This window comes from Sinomonas cyclohexanicum (genome assembly GCF_020886775.1).
GTDB lineage: Bacteria > Actinomycetota > Actinomycetes > Actinomycetales > Micrococcaceae > Sinomonas > Sinomonas cyclohexanicum.
Window position 1 is genome coordinate 4,287,161 of the sequence record NZ_AP024525.1, and the last position, 21,996, is coordinate 4,309,156.

Sequence of the window (21,996 nt, forward strand, 5' to 3'; positions counted from 1 at the left end):
GGGGAGCCGCCGTCTGGCGCACGCACGACGGCGGGTGCGCACCCGCGCCGGCCTGCCTGGGTCCTTCCTCGGTTGCAGGTCAGAAGAGAAGGGGTGCAAGCCGCGACGCCAGTGCGCGGGCCGATTCAGCGTGTTCGCAGATGGAATCGAACCGCTCCGCGGATCCCGTGAGGCACACGGCCGCGCCCACGGATCCGCTGGGCCGTGTCACCGGAACCGCAAGACTGGCGGATCCCTCCTCCAGCTCATTGATTTCCACGGCCTCTCCCTTCGACCGAATCTCGGCGAGCTCCTCCTTGAGCCTCGCATGGTCGGCGATGGTGTGCCCGGTCACTCGCACCAGCGGTCCACCGGGGAACAGAGACTCGCGTTCCTCCAGGTGCGCGAGCATCAGCTTCCCGGCCGCGGAGGCGTGGGGATTCCGCAGCATCTCGAACACCGATCGGACGGGATAATCCGGGTCCTCATCGGCAACCCTCAGAGCTGCGTTCCGGAACATGACAAGGTGCACAGCGAAGCGATTCCCCGCGCGGAACTTCTCTATCTCATTGCGGGCAGCCGTCGGCACCGTCGGCGGCGTCGCCGCGGTGATCAAGCCTGAGATGGCGTGGCCCAAAGCGAACCCTCGAAGGTCCGACGTGCGGGCGAGGAACTCATCGGCAACGAGCGAGTTGAGCACGCGATAGGCGGTCGCCTGCGCCATGTGGAGAGTGTCCGTGACCTCCTTGGCCGTTGTCCCCGTTCCGAATCGGGCCACGGTCTCAAGGACCCTGATCGCATTGACTGCAGCACTCGGCTTGGAATCCGACCGATAGCTCACAGGGGGGACCTCCCTTGAAACAGATCCAATTCCCGGGTCTCGTCGTAGACTCCGACAGCTGCCAGACGCGCAGGAAACCGCAATCGAAGGAACAAGGTATAGAGAACGCTGGCCAGGATGACAGCCCCATAGATGAACGCCTGGACGTGGCCCCCGCCAAACGGCACGGACAATGCCCCCACCAGCACGGCACCAATGGCCAGCGCCGCGACCACCCCCAACGCCCAGTTCCTGCGGCTGCCCTCGCCTATCCGACGGAGAAAGAACGGCAGCGAGGCACTAGCAAGGACGTATGCCCCAAGATTCCCATAGGCGCCCAGCAGGAACAGGCCCACGAGTCCCTGCTCAGGGCTGGCCCCCGAGAGGATGATCACGACGGGAACGAGCGCGATCACGGGGATCAGAATCATGATCGCGACCCAGGGTGTCCGAAAACTCGGGTGGGTGCCCCCCACGATTCGTGGCACCACGCCCTCCCTGCCCATGCAGAAGAAGATCCGGGCGAGGGCATTGACGGAGGCGATCACACAGGCGAACCAGGATGCCGCAATTCCGAGGTCCAGCGCAGCAGCGACAAGCGGTGATCCACCGGAGAACAGGTCCGGCAACGTGGTGGAACCAGATGCGGCCCCAGGAGCCGCCTGCCTGAGAGGGCCTCCTTGGGCTGCCGCGGAGAACAGGTAGAGGACACCCGTGGCGAGCGGTGTCCAGGTGATGGCCCTCGGGATGCTGACGAACGGCTTGTGCGCCTCGCCTCCGAGCGTGGTCGTGCTCTCGAATCCCGTGAAGGCACTCACAGCCACCACGATGCCGACCCAGAAAGAATCCAGACCGCCATTCCAGGCGAAGACACTTCCAAGGTCCATGCTCCGCGCATTCAGCACGAAATAGAAAACCATGACGATGACGAGCAGTCCTATTGCCACGGATTCCATCAGCAACATGAACCATGCGGATATCTGGATCCCCCTGACCATGAGGAAGCCGGCCACGCCTGCTACTGCCAGCACCACCACGGCCGAGAAGACCATGGGATCGTGCAGCGGAATCCCGAGATTGATCACGAGTTGACTGCCGTACGTGCCGACGGCGAGCAGGCTCGCCATGGCGACCAGGCCATATCCAAGCATGGCCGACCAGCCAGCGGTGATTGCCGCCAGCGGGCCGAGGCCCTTGGCGGTGTAGCTGTACAGCCCGCTGACGGCAGCCATGCGCTGGGTCATCGGCCGCAGACAGAAGGCCACCAAGACGATGACTGCCATCGCTGCGCCGAATGTCAGCACGAGATTCGCGGGGGTCGCCCCTGAGACAAGTCCGGGGATGACACCCATCGCACCCGCCGGCGCCACAGCCGCCACGGCCTGCGCGAATACCGGCAGGAACGGAAGGCGTCGACGACGCAGGCCGTCCACCGGCGAGCGCGCGGCAATGAGGCCACGATCGTGATCTGACAAGGGAACCAACTCTCCTCGGACGGCCAAGTCTGACTTGCTTCGTAGCAAGCCAGAGGCAGACGAAGCAAGGGGTGACCAACCACAGGACACCCGGCCGCCTTCCGCAGGAGCCTCCTGCACGAGGCTCACGGGGTTCAGACGGTCAGCGCTTCGAGTTCGGAAACCTGCTCCAGCACCGGAACGGAGGGCAGGGTGATACCTGCCATCTGCTCCATCACCCGGATCACTTGGCAGCTGTATCCGAATTCGTTGTCGTACCAGACGTAGAGGACGAGATTCTTGCCGTGGGAGACCGTGGCAAGGCCATCCACCGAGCCGGTGCGCCGGGAGCCGATGAAGTCGGTGGACACCGCCTCAGGCGAGTCGATGTAGTCGATCTGCTCGCGCAGTTCCGGCTGCAACGACGTCTCCCGCAGGTGTGCATTGACCTCATCCTTGGTGGTCGCGTCCTGCAGAGTCAGATTCAGGATGACCAGCGACACATCGGCCGTGGGAACCCGGATGGAGCTTCCCGTGAGCTTGCCGCGGAGCTCGGGCAGCGCCTTGGCGACGGCGCGTGCGGCTCCGGTCTCCGTGAGGACCATATTCAGGGCAGCGGAGCGGCCCCTGCGGTCGCCCTTGTGGAAGTTGTCGGTCAGGTTCTGGTCGTTGGTGAAGGAGTGGACCGTCTCCACATGGCCGTGGACGACGCCAAACCTGTCGTTGATGACTTTCAGGACCGGGGCAATCGCGTTCGTCGTGCACGAGGCGGCGCTCACTATCGTGTCCGAGTCACGGATGGTGCGGTGGTTGATGCCGAACACGATGTCCTTCAGGTCACCGCTTCCTGGTGCGGTCAGGAGAACACGGCGGACACCCTTGCTCTTGAGATGCTGCGACAGTCCCTCTGCATCACGCCAACGGCCGGTGTTGTCCACGACCAACGCGTCGTGGATCCCGTACGCCGTGTAGTCGACTGTGGCTGGATCGTCTGAATAGATGACGTGGATCCGCACCCCGTTGGCGGTGATTGTGCTGTCCTCGGCGTCCACTGTGATCGTTCCCTGGAAGGGCCCATGGATCGAGTCGCGGCGCAGCAGGCTGGCGCGCTTCGCCAGATCGTTGACGGCGCCACGCCGGACCACAATGGCGCGCAGGCGCAGTCCCTGCCCAGTGCCTGCGGCCTCGATGAGGAGGCGCGCGACCAATCGGCCGATCCTGCCAAAACCGTAGAGCACGACGTCGGTGCCAGCTCGGGCGCCGACGTCCCTCGTCCCCGCCAGCTCGGCCAGCTCGAGCAGGAGGAATGCTTCCAGACCCAGCTCACCACCCGAGACGGCGAACTTCTGGTGGAGCTGCCCAATGTCGATCACGGCGGGGCCCAGATCCAAGTCGGCCAGTATGCCCAGGAGCGGAAACGTGTCTTCAACGGGTAGCTCGGCTTTGCCCACACGGCGGGCAAAGCGGTGCGCCTTGAGGATGGCGGTAGCGGACTTGTTGATCAGGCTCCGACCGTGAATCGTGATCACCACGTTTTTTTCACGATGCAGCCGCCCGATCACTGGAATCATGGCCTCGGCGAGAGCCACCCTGCCCATCCACGTATCAAGACAGGAATCTGGCGTCTGGCTCATAGGACTGCCTTTCTGGGCGACATTGGTCCTGCTGGGCCGTCCCCCTTGCCGACGCTTGCGAGTAGCCCGGGGTGCGCTGTTGGTCCCAGCAGCTAGGTACCAATGATCTCGGGACGAGTCGTCGGGGTTAATCCCGATTTCAGGTGGTCCTGACTACACTTTTGGACTGGCCGACGCCGCGTGCCGCCCGCCTCCTGTCACGGCGCACTACCCAAAGAGGACTCGCACCTCGTCGTACCGGTGCCGGGGAACGGTCTTGAGCCTCCCCAGTGCGGCTCCCAGGCCGACGTGGACGATGTCCGTGCCGCTGAGCGAGACCATCGTCCCCCATCTGCGGTCGGCCACCGAGTCGACCGCGGCCATCCCGAGCCGCGTGGCTAGGACCCGGTCAAAGGCCGTCGGGACCCCGCCCCGCTGGATGTGGCCCAGGATCGTGGCGCGCGTCTCGATGCCGGTGTAGGCCTCGATCTCGGGGGCGAGCTGCTCGGCGATACCACCGAGACGCGGACGGCCGAACGTGTCGAGACCACGCTCCGAATATGGACTATCCATACCCTCGGGGACGAAGCCTTCCGCCACGACGACCAGCGGGGCCCTGCCCCGGTCGTGGGCGAGCTTGACCCAGCCGGCGATCTCGTCGATGCTCACTCGCCGCTCGGGGATGAGGATCGCATGGGCGCCCGAGGCCATGCCAGCGTGCAGGGCAATCCACCCGACGTGGCGGCCCATGACCTCGGCGATCATGCAGCGGTGGTGCGACTCGCCGGTGGTCCGGAGCCGGTCGATCGCCTCGGTCGCAATCTCCACAGCGGTGTCGAACCCGAACGTGTAGTCAGTCGCGTCGAGGTCGTTGTCCACCGTCTTGGGAACCCCGACGATCTTGATCCCGGCCTCCATGAGGCGCTTCGCCGCGGCGAGGGTGCCCTCCCCGCCGATAGCGATCATCGCGTCGATCCCCAGTCGGCCCATGTGGTCTTTGATGACCTCCGGGCCGCCCCCATCCTCGAACGGATTGGTACGGGAGGTGCCGAGGATGGTGCCTCCCTGCTTGGCGATGCCCCTCACCGCGGTACGGGGGAGATCGACGACGTCGCCCTCGATGACCCCCCGCCAGCCGTCACGGTACCCAACTAGCTCCAGGCCGTAGGTAGCGGTCCCCTTGAGGACGGCGCCGCGGATCACGGCGTTGAGGCCAGGGCAGTCGCCGCCGGACGTGAGGATGCCGATCTTCATGGAGCCGGCCGGGTGGCGTGGCCGCCGAATTGATTGCGGAGAGCGGAGACCAACTTCATGCTGGGGGAATTGTCCTCTCGCGAGGCGAAACGGGCGAAGAGCGCAGCGGTGATCGCGGGCGCGGGAACCGAGCTCGCAACTGCTTCCTCAACGGTCCATCGGCCTTCCCCGGAATCCTCGACATAGGCGGCGACCGACGCCAGCTCAGGATCCTCGTCGAGGGCCTTCACTACGAGGTCCAGCAGCCACGACCGGACAACGGTGCCCTTCCGCCAGGCCCGGAACGTTCCCTGCATATCAGTCACGACGTCCTTGGCGGCCAACAGCTCGTAGCCCTCGGCGTAGGACTGCATCAGCCCGTACTCGATGCCGTTGTGGACCATCTTCGCGTAGTGCCCGGCGCCCACTCCACCCACATGGACGAAGCTGTCCGCGCGGTCGCCCGGCGGGCGGAGTGCATCAAAGACCGGTAGGCAGCGCGCGATGTCTGCCGCGTCCCCGCCGGCCATCAGGCCATATCCATTCTCGAGACCCCAGATGCCGCCTGAAACGCCACAGTCCACGAAGCGAATGCCTTGCGATGCAAGGAACTCTGAGTGCTTCTTGTCTTCGGTAAAGCGCGAGTTCCCACCGTCTATCACCAAGTCATCAGTGCCGAGCTTCGCCCCGAGCTCCTTGATGACACCGTCGGTGATGCCACCGGCGGGAACCATCACCCAGATCAGCCGTGGCGCCGGGACGTGGGCCAGCAACTCGTCGACTGACTGCACATCGCTGACCCGGACATCGCGGTCGAAGCCGCTGACTTCGATGCCTCCCCTGCGCAGGCGTTCGCGCATGTTGAACCCCATTTTGCCGAGGCCGATCATTCCAATGTGCACGTGTGAAACCTCTTCCTGCGTTGGCGGGAACTACTTGATGGTCTTGCCGGCGGAGCCGAGCTGCTGGGCGGCCTCGACGACTCGGGCGGCCATGCCGGCCTCGGCGGCCGCGCCCCAGACGCGGGGGTCGTAGGCCTTCTTGTTCCCGACCTCGCCGTCGACCTTGAGCACGCCGTCGTAGTTGGCGAACATGTGCCCGGCCACCGGGCGGGTGAACGCGTACTGGGTGTCCGTGTCGATGTTCATCTTGACCACCCCGTACGAGACCGCGTCCGCGATCTCCTGCTCGGACGAGCCCGACCCGCCGTGGAACACCAGGTCGAACGGGCGGTCCCTGCCCACCCTCGCCCCGACCTGGGCCTGGATGTCCTTGAGGATCTCCGGGCGCAGCTTGACGTTGCCCGGCTTGTACACCCCGTGGACGTTGCCGAACGTCAGCGCCGTGATGTACCGGCCGTCCTCCCCCGTGCCCAGGGCCTCGACCGTGGCCAGGCCGTCCGCGACGGTGGAGTAGAGCTTGTCGTTGATCGCGTTCTCCACCCCGTCCTCCTCCCCGCCCACGGCGCCGATCTCCACCTCGAGGATCATCTTCGCCGCGGCCGTGCGCGGCAGCAGCTCCTTGGCGATGCGCAGGTTCTCCTCGAGGGTCTCGGCCGAGCCGTCCCACATGTGCGAGTTGAACAGCGGGTCCCGGCCGGCCTTCACCTCCGCCTCCGAGGCGGCCAGCAGCGGCAGGACGAACCCGTCCAGCTTGTCCTTGGGGCAGTGGTCCGTGTGCAGGGCGATGTTCACCCCGTAGCCCCTGGCGACCTCCCGGGCGAACGCCGCGAAGCCCAGGGAGCCGATGACCATGTCCTTCACCGACGCACCCGACCAGTACGCCGCCCCGCCCGTGGAGACCTGGATGATGCCATCCGAGCCCGCCTCCGCGAAGCCGCGGACCGCAGCGTTCAGGGTCTGCGACGAGGTCACATTCACCGCAGGGAACGCGTACCCGCCGGCCTTGGCGGAGTCGATCATCTCGGCGTACTTCTCAGGGGTGGCGATAGGCATGCTGGTTCCTGTCTATGGGGACGGCGTCCTACTGGACGACCTCTCCGGTGGTCTCGTAGGTGGCGATCTTGCCGATCCGGCGGATGTGGCGCGCGTCGTCGCTGAATGGTTCGGCCAGGAACGCCTCGATCAGCGCGGTGGCCTCCTCAACGGTGTGCTGGCGTCCGCCCACGGCCACGACGTTGGCGTCGTTGTGCTCACGGGCCAGCTTGGCCGTGTCCAAGTTCCAGGCCAGGGCCGCACGGATGCCCGTGACCTTGTTCGCGGCGATCTGCTCGCCGTTTCCCGAGCCGCCCAGCACGATCCCGAGCGCATCGACGCCCGCTGCCTGGTCTGCCGCGACCGCCCTCGCGGCGTTGATGCAGAACGAGGGGTAGTCGTCCTGGGGGTCGTAGGCAGCTGGTCCGTGGTCCACCATCTCGTAGCCCTTGGCTGAGAGGGCGGCGATGAGGTGGGAGCTGAGCTCCATGCCGGCGTGGTCGGTTCCGATGTGTACGCGCATGCGGGGTCCTTCAGGCTGGTTGGTGAACGGCGTGCTGGGCATGGGCGCGGAGCGCCTCGATGGCTTCGGCGGGCGACGGCCTGCCGTAGACGGCCGATCCGGCGACGAAGACGTTGGCGCCTGCCTCGGCGGCCCGGATGATGGTCTCCTCGGTGATCCCGCCGTCGACCTGGATGGCGACATCGATCCCCGAGCCGTCGACCGCTTCCCGGGCGCGGCGGATCTTGGGCAGCGTGACGTCCAGGAAGGCCTGCCCGCCGAAGCCGGGCTCGACGGTCATGATCAGCAGCACGTCCAGTTCGGGAAGCATGTCCAGATACGGCTCCAATGGGGTGGCCGGGCGCAGTGCCATGCCGGCCTTGGACCCCCGGGCCCGCAGCTCCCGGGCCAGCTTGATGGGGGCATCGGACGCCTCGACGTGGAAGGTCACCGAGTCCAGTCCGAGGTCGGCATAGTGCGGCGCCCATCGATCCGCATGGGAGATCATGAGGTGCGCGTCCAGAGGGACCGGGCTGACCTTCTGCAGCCGTTCGACGACGGGGACGCCGATGGTCAGGTTCGGCACGAAGTGGTTGTCCATGACGTCGACGTGCACGGCGTCGGCGCTGCCGATGCGGGCCAGTTCGGCCTCGAGGTTGGCGAAGTCGGCCGAGAGGATGCTGGGGTTGATGCAGCACTTCGGGGGTGAGGTCGGCATGATCCCTACCTTTCAGTTGGCGTGGAAGCTGGGATGCTCAGTGGCTCAGAGCGCCTATGCGCGCGGTCGCGAGGGCGTCTTCGACGTCCGCGAGGAGTTCGGCCCAGCTGGTCACGAACTTCTCCAGGCCTTCGGCTTCCAGGAGCGCGACGACGTCGTCGTAGGCGATGCCGAGGCCTTCGAGGGCGTTCAGGACCCTGCGTGATTCCTCGTAGGTGCCGGTGATCGTGTCGCCTGTGACCACACCGTGGTGGTAGGTGGCGTCGAGGGTCTTCTCCGGCATCGTGTTCACGACTCCGGCGGCGGCCAGCCCAGTCACGTAGAGGGTGTCGGGGTAGGCCGGGTCCTTGACACCGGTGGAGGCCCAGAGGGGACGCTGGGGAAGGGCGCCGGCCTCGGCGAGAGCGGCCCATCGGCTGCTGGAGAAGAGCTCCTCGTAGACCTGGTAGGCGAGCCTGGCATTCGCAACGCCGGCCTTGCCCTTGAGGCCCTTGGCCTCCTCGCCGATGGCCTCGAGGCGCTTGTCGATCTCGGTGTCCACGCGCGAGACGAAGAACGAGGCCACAGAGTGGATCGTGGACAGGTCGTGCCCGTTCTCCCGGGCCCGCTCCAGACCGGTCTGGAAGGCGTCGATGACCGCCCTGTACCGGTCGAGGGAGAAGATCAGGGTCACATTGACGCTGATGCCCTCGGCCAGGACAGCGGTGATCGCGGTGAGGCCCTCGAGCGTGGCGGGGATCTTGATGTGGACGTTGTCCCTGCCGACCCTCTGGTAGAGCCGCCTGGCCTCGGCGATCGTGCCCTCGGTGTCCCACGCCAGGCGGGGATCGACCTCGATGGAGACGCGGCCGTCGGCACCGGCCGTGGAGGCGGCGATCGGGGCGAAGAGGTCGCACGCGTCGGCAACGTCGGCCGTGGTGATCTCGAAGATCGTCTCCTCCACGCTGGCGCCCTGGGCGGCGAGCTCGGCGACCTTCGCCTCGTAGTCCGCGCCGGAGGTGATGGCTGCCTGGAAGATGGACGGATTCGTGGTCACTCCGACCACGTTCTTCTCGTCGATCAGCTTCTTCAGGCTGCCGCTGGAGAGCCGCTCGCGGGAGAGGTCATCCAGCCAGATGGACACCCCGGCGGCAGAGAGCTGTGCGGTAGGAGTTGGGTTGGTCATGGCCTGTGGTTCTTCCTTTTCGCAAAGTGGTGGAGTAGAGGGAGGTCCGGTGGCCGGCGCTGCGGGGACATCCGTGCGGATCGTGCGGCGCCGGCCGGGGCACCGTGGGGACTAGCTGCCTGCGGCGGCGAGGGATTCCTTGGCGGCGGCAGTGACCGCCTCGGCGGTGATGCCGAACTCGGCGAAGAGACGCTTGTAGTCCGCCGAGGCGCCGAAGTGCTCGAGGCTGACCGAGCGGCCGGCGTCGCCGACGAATTCCTTCCAGCCCAGCGCCAGACCGGCCTCGACGGAGACGCGGGCCCTGACCGCGGCCGGGAGCACGGACTCGCGGTACGCGGCGTCCTGCTTGTTGAACCACTCCACGCACGGCATCGAGACCACGCGGGTGGGGATGCCCTCGGCCTGGAGGGCCTCGCGCGCCTGGACGGCGAGCTGGACCTCGGACCCCGTGGCGATGAGCAGCACCTGGGCCGGGACCGTGGCCCCGTCCCGGGACGCCTCGGCCAGGACGTAGCCGCCCCTGGAGGTGCCGGCGGCGGAGCCGAACGTGTCGCCCTCGGCCGTCCCGTCGCCGCGGGCGAAGGTCGGGACGTTCTGGCGCGTGAGCACGATGCCGGCAGGGTTCTCGTGGTTCTCCAGGACGGCCCTCCACGCCGTGGCGACCTCGTTCGCGTCCGCGGGCCGGACGACGTCCAGACCCGGGATCGCGCGCAGGGTGGAGAGCTGCTCCACCGGCTGGTGCGTCGGCCCGTCCTCGCCCAGCCCGATCGAGTCATGCGACCACACGTAGATGGACGGCACACCCATGAGCGCGGAGAGGCGGATGGCCGGGCGCTGGTAGTCGCTGAAGATCAGGAACGTGCCGGAGAAGGCCCGGGTCGGACCGTGCAGCGCGATGCCGTTCACGATCGACGCCGCGGCATGCTCGCGGATGCCGAAGTGCAGGACCCGCCCGTACGGGTTGCCCTTCCACGCGCCCGTGGACCGGGAGGACGGGATGAACGACGGCGATCCCTCGATCGTGGTGTTGTTCGACTCGGCCAGGTCCGCGGACCCGCCCCACAGCTCCGGCATGAGCGGACCGACCGCGTTCAGGACCCTGCCCGATGCAGCACGTGTGGAGACGTCCTTGCCCGCCTCGAAGGCCGGCAGGGCATCCCCGAGCCCCACGGGGAGCTCCCGGGCCGAGATGCGCTCCAGCAGTGCCGCGCCGTCGGGGTTGGCAGCCTTCCAGTCCTCGAAGGAGGAGTCCCATTCCCGGCGGGCGGCGGCGCCGCGCTCGACGGCGGCGCGGGTGTGCGCGAGCACGTCCTCATCGACCTGGAAGGAGCGCTCCGGATCGAAGCCCAGCACACCCTTGAGGGCCGCGACCTCCTCGGCGCCGAGGGCGGAGCCATGGATCTTGCCCGTGTTCTGCTTCTTCGGGGCCGGGTAGCCGATGATGGTCCGCAGCGAGATGATCGAAGGCCTGGACGTCTCCGCCCTGGCCGCCAGCAGCGCCGAGTAGAGCTCCTGGACGTCCTCGACATACTCCCCGGTCTTGGTCCAGTCCACGCGCTGGGTGTGCCAGCCATAGGCCTCGTACCGGGCCAGGACATCCTCGGTGAAGGCGATGTCGGTGTCGTCCTCAATGGAAATGTGGTTCTCGTCATAGACCACCACGAGGTTGCCCAGCTCCTGATGGCCCGCCAGAGAAGACGCCTCCGACGTCACGCCCTCCTGGACGTCGCCGTCAGATGCGATCACCCAGATGGTGTGGTCGAACGGGCTGGCGCCTGCTGGGGCGTCGGCGTCGAAGAGGCCGCGCATCCGCCGCTGCGAGTACGCGAAGCCGACCGAGGACGCCAGGCCCTGGCCCAGCGGGCCGGTCGTGATCTCCACGCCCTTGGTGTGCCCGTACTCGGGGTGGCCTGGGGTCAGCGAGCCCCACGTGCGCAGCGCCTCGAGATCCTCCAGCTCGAGCCCGTACCCGGCAAGGAACAGCTGAATGTACAGGGTCAGCGAGGAGTGCCCCGGCGAGAGGATGAAACGGTCACGACCGATCCACTCGGCGTCGCACGGGTCATGGCGCATGAGCTTCTGGAACAGAAGGTACGCCACCGGGGCCAGGCTCATCGCCGTCCCAGGATGGCCGTTCCCCACCTTCTCGACAGCGTCAGCAGCCAGAACACGGACGGTGTCCACGGCCCGCTCGTCTTCAGACGTCCAGTCGAGCGTCGCGAGTTCTGGAGTTGCCGGTGCGAAAGCAATTGGTGTCGGATTCACTCTTGATTCCCTTCAATAAATTCGCCGTCGGCCTACGCATGGGCCGAAAGGATTCTGCTTGGTTGATATCCATGGTCCCGGAGCAAACGGGTACGGGTAACGCTGTTTTCTGGTGGTTCTGACTATCCGTTCGGATTGCCTGCACGCCGACGGACTCTCGCAGTCAGCGAAGGCCGTGGCTGTGGGCCAAGGCGATCGCCTCGGTGCGCGAGCCCACGCCGAGCTTCTTGAACAGATTCCGCACGTGGAATTTGACCGTGTTTTCGCTGATCCCCAAAGTCAGTGCGATGGTCCGGTTTCGCCGCCCCGACGCAAGGTGTTGGAGCACCTCGAGTTCGCGTGCCGCGAGCTTCCACGCCGCGATATCGACCGCAGAGCGCGATGGCGGGTCCAACGGGAGCGTGACAAAGACATCCGCGCCCCAGCCGGGCATGACATCCATGCGCAGCTGCCCGTCGAGCACCTGGACCCTTCGGTTCAGACGGCCAATGCTGGGCGCTGCGGGCGAAAGCGCCCCACCCCCATCGTCCCGAACGTTGATGAGCAGGTTCTCGCCGTCGCAGTCCCACTGAGCACGGATCCTGCTCACGCCGGGTTGCTCCATCATGGCTAGCACCAGTCCACGGACGACAGCGCGGGCGGCATGTGCGACTTCGCCGGGGAGGGCCCTGCCGCCGGCCGGGGGCTCAATGAACTGGATCTCGACACCGCTGAAACCCGTCACCGGCCGTAGGTCCTCCCGGAGCCGTTCAAATGCCGCGGCAACAGGTTCCTCGATCAAGTCAGCCGTGCGCTCACTGTGGACGCGGAGCCCAATCAATGCCTTGCCCGCGATACCCGTGGCGGCCGATCGAGCGGCCGCATCGTCCAAAGAGGATGAACGGAGCGCGGCCAGCAGCGTCTCCAGGGTTGTGGAGTGCAGATCGGTCAGTTCCGCGGTGACTCGCATGCGCTCGGCCGATGCTGCCCGCGACTCCAAGAGGAATGACGGCGGAGCATCGACCACCTTCTCGCGGATCCGATGGGCGGCGATGCCCCACAGGTAGGTCATGACGGCCAGCGCGTTGGTGACCTCCTGGTCGGGCAGGCTGGGGTCCGTGAGGACCATCAAGGCACCACTTGGAGCATGCCTCAGTGCAAGCACCCGCCGGAGCCGTCCAGCAATCTCCGCTTCTCCGGAGAATGGACCGTCGTCAAGCAGCGAGCCTCGAAGCCTATCTAGCTCGGCGATGGAAACCTGCGAGATGATCTCATCCGCCCCGGCCTTCTTCTGCGGCCGCCCCGTGCAATCCTCGGTGAAGATCACCAGAGCACTGCTCCCGACGTATGGCATCGTGGCGTTGCGCAGCCGCTCAGCGATCTGGGCTAGTGGGGCTTCGGCCAGTTCGGCCACGCTCTGCATAAGTGGCCACGGCACGTCTGGAAGAGACATAGTCGTAGAATCCTGAATCGAGTTTATGCGGGCAGTAAGGGGTGCCATCATGCGGCCATTGAGAAAGACATGATGGCCATGATGGCCGCACCGAGAGCCTCGAGGCCGTGTTCCAGACGGGTCAGGCCCTTCGGGACCGACGCACGACGGCGACGAATCAGCAGAACTATGAAGGCGGCCGCGGCCGCCGCAAAGAACGCTGTCAGGCCTATTGCCATCCCGGGCGAGGAGAGGGACGCAGCAGCCGTGGACGTGCCGGTGGCAGGTGCGCCCATCGAATGGTGCGAAGAGGACATGTGCATTTCGGCTGCTTCGACGGCCCCAGCAGTGGCGCCGAACCCGTGACCCATCATTGCGACCATGACCGCGGCGCCCGCCATGAGCAGACTGTGGTAAATGCATCTCATTCGATCGTGGCCGCTCGTGCACAGCGCCTTGATCTCCGGCCGGGCGATCGCCTGGACGAAGAACCACACGGCCGCGCCAAGGAGGACTGCTATCTGAGCAAGCATGGTGGACGAAGCGACGTTCCACAGCATGGCGGCCATGACGAGGTCCATGACACCGTGGAGGCCCTTGTTGACCCGCTCGGCGATCCGACGCGACCTCACGGCCTGAAGGAAGTGGTAGCCCCCGCTGACCAGCAGGGCCACCGTCAGGCTCCACGAGATGAAGGGATTGTCGAACACGCTGATCACGCTTTCAATCGGTGAGGTTGGATGAGGCGGGGCCGGTCCCCCGATGCGGCCTACGACCGAACCGGGGGACCGACGGGTTCTATCGCGGGTCCTCCTCCCGCTCAAGTTCGCGCTCCAGCTCCAGTTCCATCTCGAGTTCATCGCGCAGGGTCAGCTTCCCGCGCGTCTCTTCCAGAGTTCTGGCCACGGCGAGCTCGACCGGGCTGAGATGGGTCACGTCCTGCTCATCCAGGACGGGGCCGTGACCGTCGTCGGCCATTGCGACGTGACCGATCAGTTCGTACTTCACTGGGTTGGCCTTGCGCAGGTAGAGGGCGTAGCCCGCTCCGGCGACGAAGAGTCCTCCGGTGATCCAAGGGATCAGTTTGAAGAGCAGGGACGAGGCCGCCGGGCCGGCCGCCGTGTCCAGATTGGTGACCATCATGATGGTGACGGCCAGCATTCCCACTCCGCCGACTATAGGAGCGACCTTGGCGCGCCAGACGTTCTCTTCGGGGTGATGCTTGCGGAGATATGAACACGGCCACCATCGTGACGGTCTGCACGATCACGAGCGAGAACGTGCCGATCACAGCGAGGAGGATGAAGGCGTCCAGATACGGATCCTTCTGGAAGAACCAGAACCCCAGCATCCACAGAATCGCAGCCACCGTCTGCACGATTGAAGCGACAAAGGGAGACCCGTGCTTCCCATGGGTCTTCGCCAGCACGCTGGGGAAGATTCCTTCCCTCGCCAGCGAATACTGGTACCGCGACTGTGAGTTGTGGAAGGACATGGCGCAAGCGAAGGACCCGGTCATCATCAGCCACTCCATGACCATCACCCACCCATGTCCCACGTAGACCTCGGTGGGGTGGAAGAACATGTCCAACGGATTCGCGCTCTGCGCCAAGGCGATGGCCTCGTGCGCACCATTGCCGGCAACTGACATCCACGACACCCAGGTGTAGAAGACGCCGACCCCCGTGACCGCGATGACCGTGGCAATGGGGATGATCTTCCGCGGGTTCTTCGACTCCTCGCCGTACATGACCGTTGATTCGAAGCCAGTCCAGGACCAGAAGGCGATGAACATCGCAAGGCCTGGTGCGGCGACTTGTAGGCCATTTGGCAGGAACACGTTGACGGGATTCAAGGTCTCGGGCATGAGCCCGTCGGGACCTCCGCCATGGAAGAGCACACCGAAGCCCATGATGGCCAGGATCGCGATCTCGGTGCCCAGGAGCACTGTGAGGACCTTGGCCGCCAGGCTGATTTCGAAGTACGTCAGCACCTGGATGACGAGGAGACCGCCGATGGCGAAGATGATCCAATTGACGTCGATGCCCAATTGGTCCAGCAGGGCCATGTGGCCAAAGTACGCAAAGATGCTGATGATGCTGGCTTCAAAAACACTGTAGGCAAAGGTGACCATGAAGCCCGTGCCGAGGCCGAACACGCGTCCCAGGCCGCGGGAGATGAACCCATAGAAGGCCGCCGTCGAGGTCACGTACTTCGCCATCGTGACATAGCCCACTGCAAAGATGGTGAGGATCACCGTCGCCCAGATGTACGTTGCCGGCGTCCCGGTGCCGACCCCGAAGCCGACGGCGAAGGGTACGTTGCCACTCATCACGGTGATCGGCGCTGACGTGGCGACGGCCATGAACACCACATCCCACAGCCCGAGCGAGTTGGCCTTGAGTTTGCCCGGCTGGGAACCGCGCTTGGGGGAGGCGTTCTGCGCGGTGCTCGGCCGGCTCATCAGTCGGCTCCCATGCCGCAGTGGCCCGCGCCAGCGGCGCCGTTGTCCGCAGGCAGGTCGAGGGTGGGGTTCTCGTCGAAGAAGCCGTAGGGCTCGATGAAGAAGCCGGTCATCTGCTTGGGCATGACGGGCCAGTCCTCGATGCGCACGACGTGGTTGAGGCCGAACGAGTGCCACATCACGATGTCCTCGTTCACGATCGACTCGTCGGCCGCGACGTAGGCCGGCAGCCCGTCGGTGCTCAGCCGTGCGCTCTGGTTCGGGTACTCGCCCGCCGGGTACCGCTCGCCCTCTTCGTACTTGGAGACCCAGATGGTCTTCGTGGCGAACTCTGCTCGCTTGGTGACCCAGTTGTTCGGGTTCTTCTTCATCAGGACCGGGTCGGTGGGCATGATGCGGTAGGCCGTGTTCTCGCCGACCTTGTTCGTGCGCGATTCGCTGGCGACCATCCACCAGCGGTGGGCCAGCGGATTCGCCTCGCGGGCCGCGGCCTTCTCGGTCTCCAGGAGGGTGCGCTGGGCGTAGAACGGGCTGATCAGCGGGTCGTCGGTGTCTTCGGCGACGGTCTCGACCTCGAAGACGGAGTTCTTCTCGCCGTCCAGGGCCCAGTCCAGGCGCGCATTGAAGATGTGCTCATGGATCGGCGCGTAGAGGCCGTCGGTGTTGAGCAGCTGCCCGTACTTGGTGGTCTCCCCGGGGGCGATGCCTGCGGTGGAGAGGATGCCGGTGGCCTTGATCTCGAACTGGATGGTGCCGTCAAGGTGCAGGGTCCAGTAGAACGCGTACTCGTAGTTCGCGACCGTGACGACGAAGGAGACCACGAGCTTGCGCCCGCGGCGGGTCTGGGCGTCATTGGTGCGGAAGTCCCAGTGCTTCCACTCCATGCCGTCGTCCTCCTCGTGGAGGCAGATGGCGTTGGTGATGGTGTACGGCTTGCCGAAGGAGTCCACGAGGTTCGCGTCGAAGTACTGGATGTCGCCGAGGCAGTCGCAGCCGAGCTCGAGCGAGTTCGTCATGTAGCCGAAGTTGTACTCGCCGGCGTCGAAGGCGTTCTTCTGCTGCTGCGAGCGGCCGGGGGCCCCGTAGGGCACGACCATCTCGGTCAGGCTCGCACGGTGCAGGATCGGGCGCAGCTCTCCCTTGTCGCGGAACCCGACCTGGTGCAGGACCAGGCCCTCGCGCGGGGTGAAGCCGATGTCGAAGGACCAGTTGAGCCAGTCGATGTGGTTGCCCTCGACGGTGAAGTTGCGGCCCTGCGGGAAGCTGATCTCGATCGGCTTGATGTCCGTGCGTGCCGGTCCGACGAAGTCCGGGTGGTAGTTGTTCTTCTCGCGCGGGACGTGCAGGAAGCCGTCGTCCTCGATGCCGATGACCTCCTGCTTGTTCAGGTCGACCAGGACCGTGAAGTCCTCCATCGGGTGCGCGTACGGGTTGTCGTTCGGCTCGAGCCGGGTGAACATGAGCGCGCGCATGATGCGCTTTCCGCCCTGGTCCTCACCCCAGTAGCCGATGGACCACGGCTCGGCCGCCACCAGGGACATGTCCGTGATGCCGCGCTTGGCCAGCGCCTCCTGGACCAGCGGCGAGGCCACCACAGCGGCCTCGCACTCGGCGAACTCATCGGCCATGATCGGCGGCTGGGTCCCGGCCGGCAGGCCCACCCACTTGGTGATCGTCGAGGTCTCCAGATCGACCACCGCCTCGTACGCGAGGTCAGTGGCACGGTCGACCAGCACCGCCTCGGCCTCTCGGCCATACACGCCGGACTTCAGCGCGGACTTGGACGGCTCGCGAAGGGACACACTGCTGAACCGGAAGCTCTCCGAAGCACCAGGGCCGGACCTGATGATCGCCACCGCCCGCGTCAGCTCCTCACGCGAAAGCTGCTCGAACGGAGAAGTCATTGTTTCGTTCTTTTCAATCGTCATTGCCTGTACCTCGATCTCCTTTGTCCTTCTGAGGATTGGCGCCAAAACCTTTGCCGGCCCAAGCGCCGAGCGAAATGGGCGCGGCGGATTGCTGAGACAAATCACCCAAGAGGGGAATTGGTCTGAGGCGCCCCCGGCCCCCGGGAAACTTGCCGGCAGAATCACTCCGCCGGTCAGAATCCTGCATCATCGCGCGATGTGCACGCACCGGTCCTGTAGGCGGCGCCGCCATTCAAGCCCCATTCTTATGAGGTTTAGTCCGAGCTCCTCACTGGGCTCAAGTCGCGTGATGCGGGTTACATTTCGTCTTTCGGTGAAACCTAACCTACGCCACAGAAACGGTCTTAGCGACCCCATTTCCTGAGAACTTCGGGACGATATTTTCCCAGTCCCGTTAACATGCCGGAAACATTCGAAACGAAGTGGCCAGGCCCGCCGGCGGGCCCAGTCGGCTAGGGGCACGGGGGCAGCGCGCATGGTCTTCCCGGCTGACACGCGCCTTCGCCCCCAGCCTGGTGGGCCCCTCCGGGGGTGCAGACGCGGGTCCTGCCGGCCACCTGCGCCGGAGCCAGCGGCAGCGGGCGGATACCAGGGCGGTGGGCACGGGCGGGCCCATCAGATGCCCCGGGATCCATCACCTCGGCGGGGTCCTTTCGGCCTCCCGCTTACACCGAGGCTTAAGTCCGAAGGACCAGACATGCTCCCCGGCGGTGGGATATGCCTTGGGGAGGCTGCAGGTCGTGGCGGCGGCCGCGTGTTCCCGGGCATGCGAGAGGCCCCCGGGAGTCCAGGACTCCCGGGGGCCTCTCGCCCTCTGATGCAGCTTATACAGCGAGGAGAGAGACTCTCCCGCCGCGATGTGCCGGCCGTTCGCGGCCAATTCGGGCCGCCCTATCCGGTTGACGCGCGCTCAACAACCCAATGCTTCGCACTGCCTCACCGAAAACCGAGTCGGGCTCGAGGCGGCGCAGTTCCTCGGCCAGACAGTCATGCAGCGTGTAGTCCGACAGGCGGACCTGCTGCGGAAGGTGGCCGGGGATGGCGATCTCAGCGAGTCTGGGGCCCAGTCGAGAGAGCCGAGTGTCGCCTGAGGCCTGAGTCATCCGGACTCCCCAGATGCCAACGCCGGCAGGCCCCGGCTCGATGCTGACGGGGGCGTGCAGCCTCCATCTGAGCCACGCGGCGAGCAGGACAGTGCTGGGGCAATCAGGATCACCTTCAACGGCGACTGCCCCAACGGGCGTGCCGTCCCCCTGGTCGAGTGCGGCCGCGAGTTGGATGCGCCAGTTGGTCAGGCGGGTCCAGGCGAGGTCGGTGTCGCCGGGGCGGTAGGTCTCGCGCAGGTGGAACAGGGCCGCGACGGGGTCGGGTTCGTTGCCGGAGTCGGTGATGCGGCGGTGGGCGATGCAGCCGATGGAGGTCGCGGCGGCGTTCTCGGGTGCGCCGTGGGGCCACCAGGCCACGATCGGGGCATCGGGGAGCAGGAGGGCGGCCACGAGGGACTCGCTCTCCTGGGCCAGGCGGCCGTAGCCGCGCAGGACGATGACCTCCGAGGCCCCGGCGTCCCCGCCGACGCGGATCTGCCCGTCGATCCGGTCCGTGGAGTCCCGGCCGGAGTCCACCAGGACGATGATCCGGCAGGGGTGCTCGCGGCTGGCCTCGTTCGCGGCCTCGATGGCCTCCTCCTCGAACCCGTGCCGGGTGATGACCACCAGGGTCAGCACCCGGCCCAGGGCCACGACCCCGCCGCGCTGGCGCAGGGCCGTGATCTCCTTGGAGATCTTCGAGGTCGTGGTGTTGGGCAGGTCGATGATCATGGTCGCCTCCAGGAACGTCCGTCGCGGGCAAGGAGCTCATCGGCCGAGGACGGCCCCCAGGACCCCGGGGCGTACGGCTCGGGCTGGGTCCCGGTGCTGGCCCAGTAGTCCTCGAACGGGTCCAGGATCTTCCAGGACAGCTCGACCTCCTCGTGCCGGGGGAACAGCGGCGGCTCGCCCAGCAGGACGTCCAGGATGAGCCGCTCGTACGCCTCCGGGGAGGACTCGGTGAAGGAGTGCCCGTAGCCGAAGTCCATCGACACGTCCCTGACCTCCATCTGGGTCCCCGGGACCTTGGAGCCGAACCGGATCGTGGCGCCCTCGTCCGGCTGGACCCGGATCACCACCGCGTTCTGGCCGAACTCGTCCTCGCCCTGGTCCTGGAACAGCAGGTTCGGGGCCCGCTTGAACACCACCGCGATCTCGGTCACCCGGCGCCCCAGCCGCTTCCCGGCCCGCAGGTAGAACGGCACCCCGGCCCAGCGGCGGGTGTTGATGTCCAGCCGGAGCGCCGCGTACGTCTCGGTCGTGGAGTCCGCCGGGATGCCCTCCTCCTGGAGGTAGCCCTGCACCAGCTCCCCGCCCTGCCACCCGCCGGTGAACTGCCCCCGGGCCGAATGCGTGGACAGGTCCGCCGGCAGCTTCACCGCGGCCAGGACCTTCTCCTTCTCCGCCCGCAGGTCATCGGCATTGAAGGAGATCGGCTCCTCCATCGCCGTCAGCGCCAGCAGCTGCAGCAGGTGGTTCTGGATCACGTCCCGCGCCGCCCCCACACCGTCGTAGTAGCCCGCCCGGCCCCCCGTGCCGATGTCCTCGGCCATCGTGATCTGCACATGGTCCACATAGTTCGCGTTCCACAGCGGCTCGAACAAAGTGTTCGCGAACCGCAGCGCCAGGATGTTCTGCACCGTCTCCTTGCCCAGATAGTGGTCGATCCGGAACACCGCATCCGCCGGGAACACCGACTCCACAATCTCGTTCAGCGCCCGCGCCGAGCCCAGATCATGCCCGAACGGCTTCTCGATCACCACCCGGCGCCACTTCCCCGGCTCCGCCTGGGCCAGCCCATGGGCCGAGAGCTGCCGGCACACCTGCTCGAACGCCTTGGGCGGGATCGAGAGGTAGAACGCATGGTTCCCCCGCGTCCCCCGCCTCTCATCCAACTCCTCCAGCGTGGCCTTGAGCGCCTCGAACGCCGCATCATCATCGAACGTGCCCTGCACGAACCGCACACCCTCATTCAGCTGCGCCCACACCGCCTCATCGAAAGGCGTCCGCGCATAGGTCCTCACAGACTCCTTGATGTCGGCCGGAAGATCCTCATCATCGCGGCTACGGCGGGCGAAGCCCACCAGCGCGAAGCTCGGCGGCAGCAGCCCCCGGTTCGCAAGGTCATACACAGCAGGCATCAGTTTCTTCCGGGCCAAGTCCCCGGAAATGCCAAACAGGACCAGAGTGCACGGACCCGCCACCCGTGCAATTCTCCGATCGCGCAGGTCCCTCAGCGGACTGCGCCAGTACGTTACTTTCGGATCGGCGTAGGTAACAGACATTCTTGCCTTCTAACCTCAAGAAATGCGTGCCATCGAGCAAGCGGCTGAAAGGGTCCGCTCGCGTGTTTCCCCGTAGGGAACCTCGCTGCTCAACGCAACCGTGTACCGGCCTGCACTGTGGCGGGTGACCAGAATACCCGAAAGGCTTTGGGGTATTGTTCTGAGCTCAGCCTCGGCCTCGTCGAGTAATTCGTAGAGGAGACCAGGGTCCGTCACCAAGACTTCCAAGTGATCGGCAGTACGCGAACTCATGACGAATGTGTTCCTTTCCAAGAATCAAGGCCCGATCGTGACCCGTCCGCCCGGTGGCACTGGGATTCAGATCAAATACAGCGTGATCGGATCATCGCGATCACCACGGCCGAGGGATTCCCACCTCGCTGGTCGCGGCTCGCCGCTCTGGAGAGGAGGCTCGTCCAAGAACTGCTGATTCATGTCGAGGGTCCTTGCACCAGGCGCACGGTGGCGCCCCTTGCGAGACGCAATGGGACGCCACCAGAAGCCAGCGGCTAGCGGATCGCGGCGCGGAGTTCCTTCGCCGCAAGCGCAGGATCGTCAGCACCGTAGATTCCACCGCCAACGACTGCAACGTCGGCGCCCGCGCGCTGCACGGCGGCGATCGTGCTCAGGTTCACGCCGCCGGCAACCGAGAACGGAACGCGTGCCTCCTCGCCGGCGCTGAGCAGGCCGTTGAGGTCATAGCCGGGCTTCGCCTGCTCATCCAGACCGGCGTGCATCTCGACGAACTTCGCCCCGAGCGCACGCGCCTCCTTGGCGCGGGCAACCTTGTCCGCGACGCTGATCATGTCCACGACGATGCCCTTGTTGTGCGCCTTGGCCGCCTTGACGGCTCCGGCAATGGTCGAATCGTCGGCGGTGCCGAGCACTGAAACCAGGTCAGCGCCGGCCTTGAACGCGATGTCGGCCTCGAGCTCGCCTGCGTCCATGGTCTTGAGGTCGGCGAAGACGATCTTGTCCGGGTGCGCGTTCTTGATCGCCGTGATGGCCGAGAGTCCCTCGCTCTTCACGAGCGGGGTGCCGAGCTCAATGATGTCCACGTACTCGGCGACCTTGTTGGCCAGCTCGAGGGCGTCTTCAGTGGTGAGGAGGTCGATAGCGACTTGGAGCTTCATGATGTTG

The 21,996-nt window shown here is 66.0% G+C and carries 18 protein-coding genes; all 18 read right to left on the reverse strand.

Annotated elements, in window-relative coordinates; translation table 11 throughout:
* Positions 1 to 79: 79 nt before the first annotated feature.
* Positions 80 to 820 carry an IclR family transcriptional regulator gene (locus SCMU_RS20125; protein WP_274602901.1) on the reverse strand — a complete coding sequence of 247 codons (741 nt, stop codon included), beginning with the start codon at positions 818 to 820 and terminating at the stop codon, positions 80 to 82.
* Positions 817 to 2,274 carry an APC family permease gene (locus SCMU_RS20130; RefSeq protein ID WP_229230846.1) on the reverse strand — a complete coding sequence of 486 codons (1,458 nt, stop codon included), beginning with the start codon at positions 2,272 to 2,274 and terminating at the stop codon, positions 817 to 819. Before SCMU_RS20130 ends, SCMU_RS20125 begins: the two co-directional genes overlap by 4 nt.
* Positions 2,275 to 2,408: 134 nt before the next feature.
* A complete protein-coding gene (locus tag SCMU_RS20135) occupies positions 2,409 to 3,887 on the reverse strand; it encodes a glyceraldehyde-3-phosphate dehydrogenase (protein ID WP_229230847.1) in 1,479 nt (492 codons plus the stop codon).
* Positions 3,888 to 4,094: 207 nt separating this feature from the next.
* Positions 4,095 to 5,120 carry an ATP-dependent 6-phosphofructokinase gene (locus SCMU_RS20140; protein WP_229230848.1) on the reverse strand — a complete coding sequence of 342 codons (1,026 nt, stop codon included), beginning with the start codon at positions 5,118 to 5,120 and terminating at the stop codon, positions 4,095 to 4,097.
* On the reverse strand, positions 5,117 to 6,001 hold the full coding sequence (gene gnd / locus SCMU_RS20145; protein WP_229230849.1) for a phosphogluconate dehydrogenase (NAD(+)-dependent, decarboxylating): 885 nt from the start codon (positions 5,999 to 6,001) through the stop codon (positions 5,117 to 5,119). Before gnd ends, SCMU_RS20140 begins: the two co-directional genes overlap by 4 nt.
* 30 nt (positions 6,002 to 6,031) lie before the next feature.
* Entirely contained in the window at positions 6,032 to 7,054 is a 1,023-nt protein-coding gene (gene fbaA, locus SCMU_RS20150) for a class II fructose-bisphosphate aldolase (RefSeq protein ID WP_229230850.1), read from the reverse strand.
* A 28-nt stretch (positions 7,055 to 7,082) separates the two neighbouring features.
* Positions 7,083 to 7,556: a ribose-5-phosphate isomerase gene (locus SCMU_RS20155; RefSeq protein ID WP_229230851.1), complete on the reverse strand. Its 474-nt coding sequence runs from the start codon at positions 7,554 to 7,556 to the stop codon at positions 7,083 to 7,085.
* 10 nt (positions 7,557 to 7,566) lie between these two features.
* Entirely contained in the window at positions 7,567 to 8,253 is a 687-nt protein-coding gene (gene rpe / locus SCMU_RS20160) for a ribulose-phosphate 3-epimerase (protein WP_229230852.1), read from the reverse strand.
* 37 nt (positions 8,254 to 8,290) lie between these two features.
* Positions 8,291 to 9,418, reverse strand: coding sequence for a transaldolase (tal, locus tag SCMU_RS20165; RefSeq protein WP_229230853.1), 1,128 nt, complete (start codon positions 9,416 to 9,418; stop codon positions 8,291 to 8,293).
* A 111-nt stretch (positions 9,419 to 9,529) separates the two neighbouring features.
* Positions 9,530 to 11,602, reverse strand: coding sequence for a transketolase (gene tkt / locus SCMU_RS20170; protein ID WP_443020185.1), 2,073 nt, complete (start codon positions 11,600 to 11,602; stop codon positions 9,530 to 9,532).
* 244 nt (positions 11,603 to 11,846) lie between these two features.
* Positions 11,847 to 13,085: a helix-turn-helix transcriptional regulator gene (locus tag SCMU_RS20175; RefSeq protein WP_229233101.1), complete on the reverse strand. Its 1,239-nt coding sequence runs from the start codon at positions 13,083 to 13,085 to the stop codon at positions 11,847 to 11,849.
* Positions 13,086 to 13,162: 77 nt separating this feature from the next.
* The gene (locus SCMU_RS20180; protein ID WP_229230854.1) at positions 13,163 to 13,813 is read right to left on the reverse strand and encodes a DUF5134 domain-containing protein; all 651 of its coding nucleotides are present in this window, start codon (positions 13,811 to 13,813) and stop codon (positions 13,163 to 13,165) included.
* Positions 13,814 to 13,892: 79 nt separating this feature from the next.
* On the reverse strand, positions 13,893 to 14,030 hold the full coding sequence (locus tag SCMU_RS20185) for a hypothetical protein (RefSeq protein ID WP_229233126.1): 138 nt from the start codon (positions 14,028 to 14,030) through the stop codon (positions 13,893 to 13,895).
* Between the two features lie 7 nt (positions 14,031 to 14,037).
* On the reverse strand, positions 14,038 to 15,558 hold the full coding sequence (locus SCMU_RS20190) for an APC family permease (protein ID WP_338027578.1): 1,521 nt from the start codon (positions 15,556 to 15,558) through the stop codon (positions 14,038 to 14,040).
* A complete protein-coding gene (locus SCMU_RS20195) occupies positions 15,558 to 17,486 on the reverse strand; it encodes a primary-amine oxidase (RefSeq protein WP_274602902.1) in 1,929 nt (642 codons plus the stop codon). Before SCMU_RS20195 ends, SCMU_RS20190 begins: the two co-directional genes overlap by 1 nt.
* Positions 17,487 to 18,310: 824 nt before the next feature.
* Positions 18,311 to 19,303, reverse strand: coding sequence for a glucose-6-phosphate dehydrogenase assembly protein OpcA (locus SCMU_RS20200; protein ID WP_229230856.1), 993 nt, complete (start codon positions 19,301 to 19,303; stop codon positions 18,311 to 18,313).
* Complete coding sequence (gene zwf, locus SCMU_RS20205; RefSeq protein ID WP_229230857.1) at positions 19,300 to 20,856, reverse strand: glucose-6-phosphate dehydrogenase; 1,557 nt, start codon at positions 20,854 to 20,856, stop codon at positions 19,300 to 19,302. Before zwf ends, SCMU_RS20200 begins: the two co-directional genes overlap by 4 nt.
* A 509-nt stretch (positions 20,857 to 21,365) precedes the next feature.
* Positions 21,366 to 21,989, reverse strand: coding sequence for a 3-hexulose-6-phosphate synthase (gene hxlA, locus SCMU_RS20210; protein ID WP_229230858.1), 624 nt, complete (start codon positions 21,987 to 21,989; stop codon positions 21,366 to 21,368).
* Between the last annotated feature and the right edge of the window lie 7 nt (positions 21,990 to 21,996).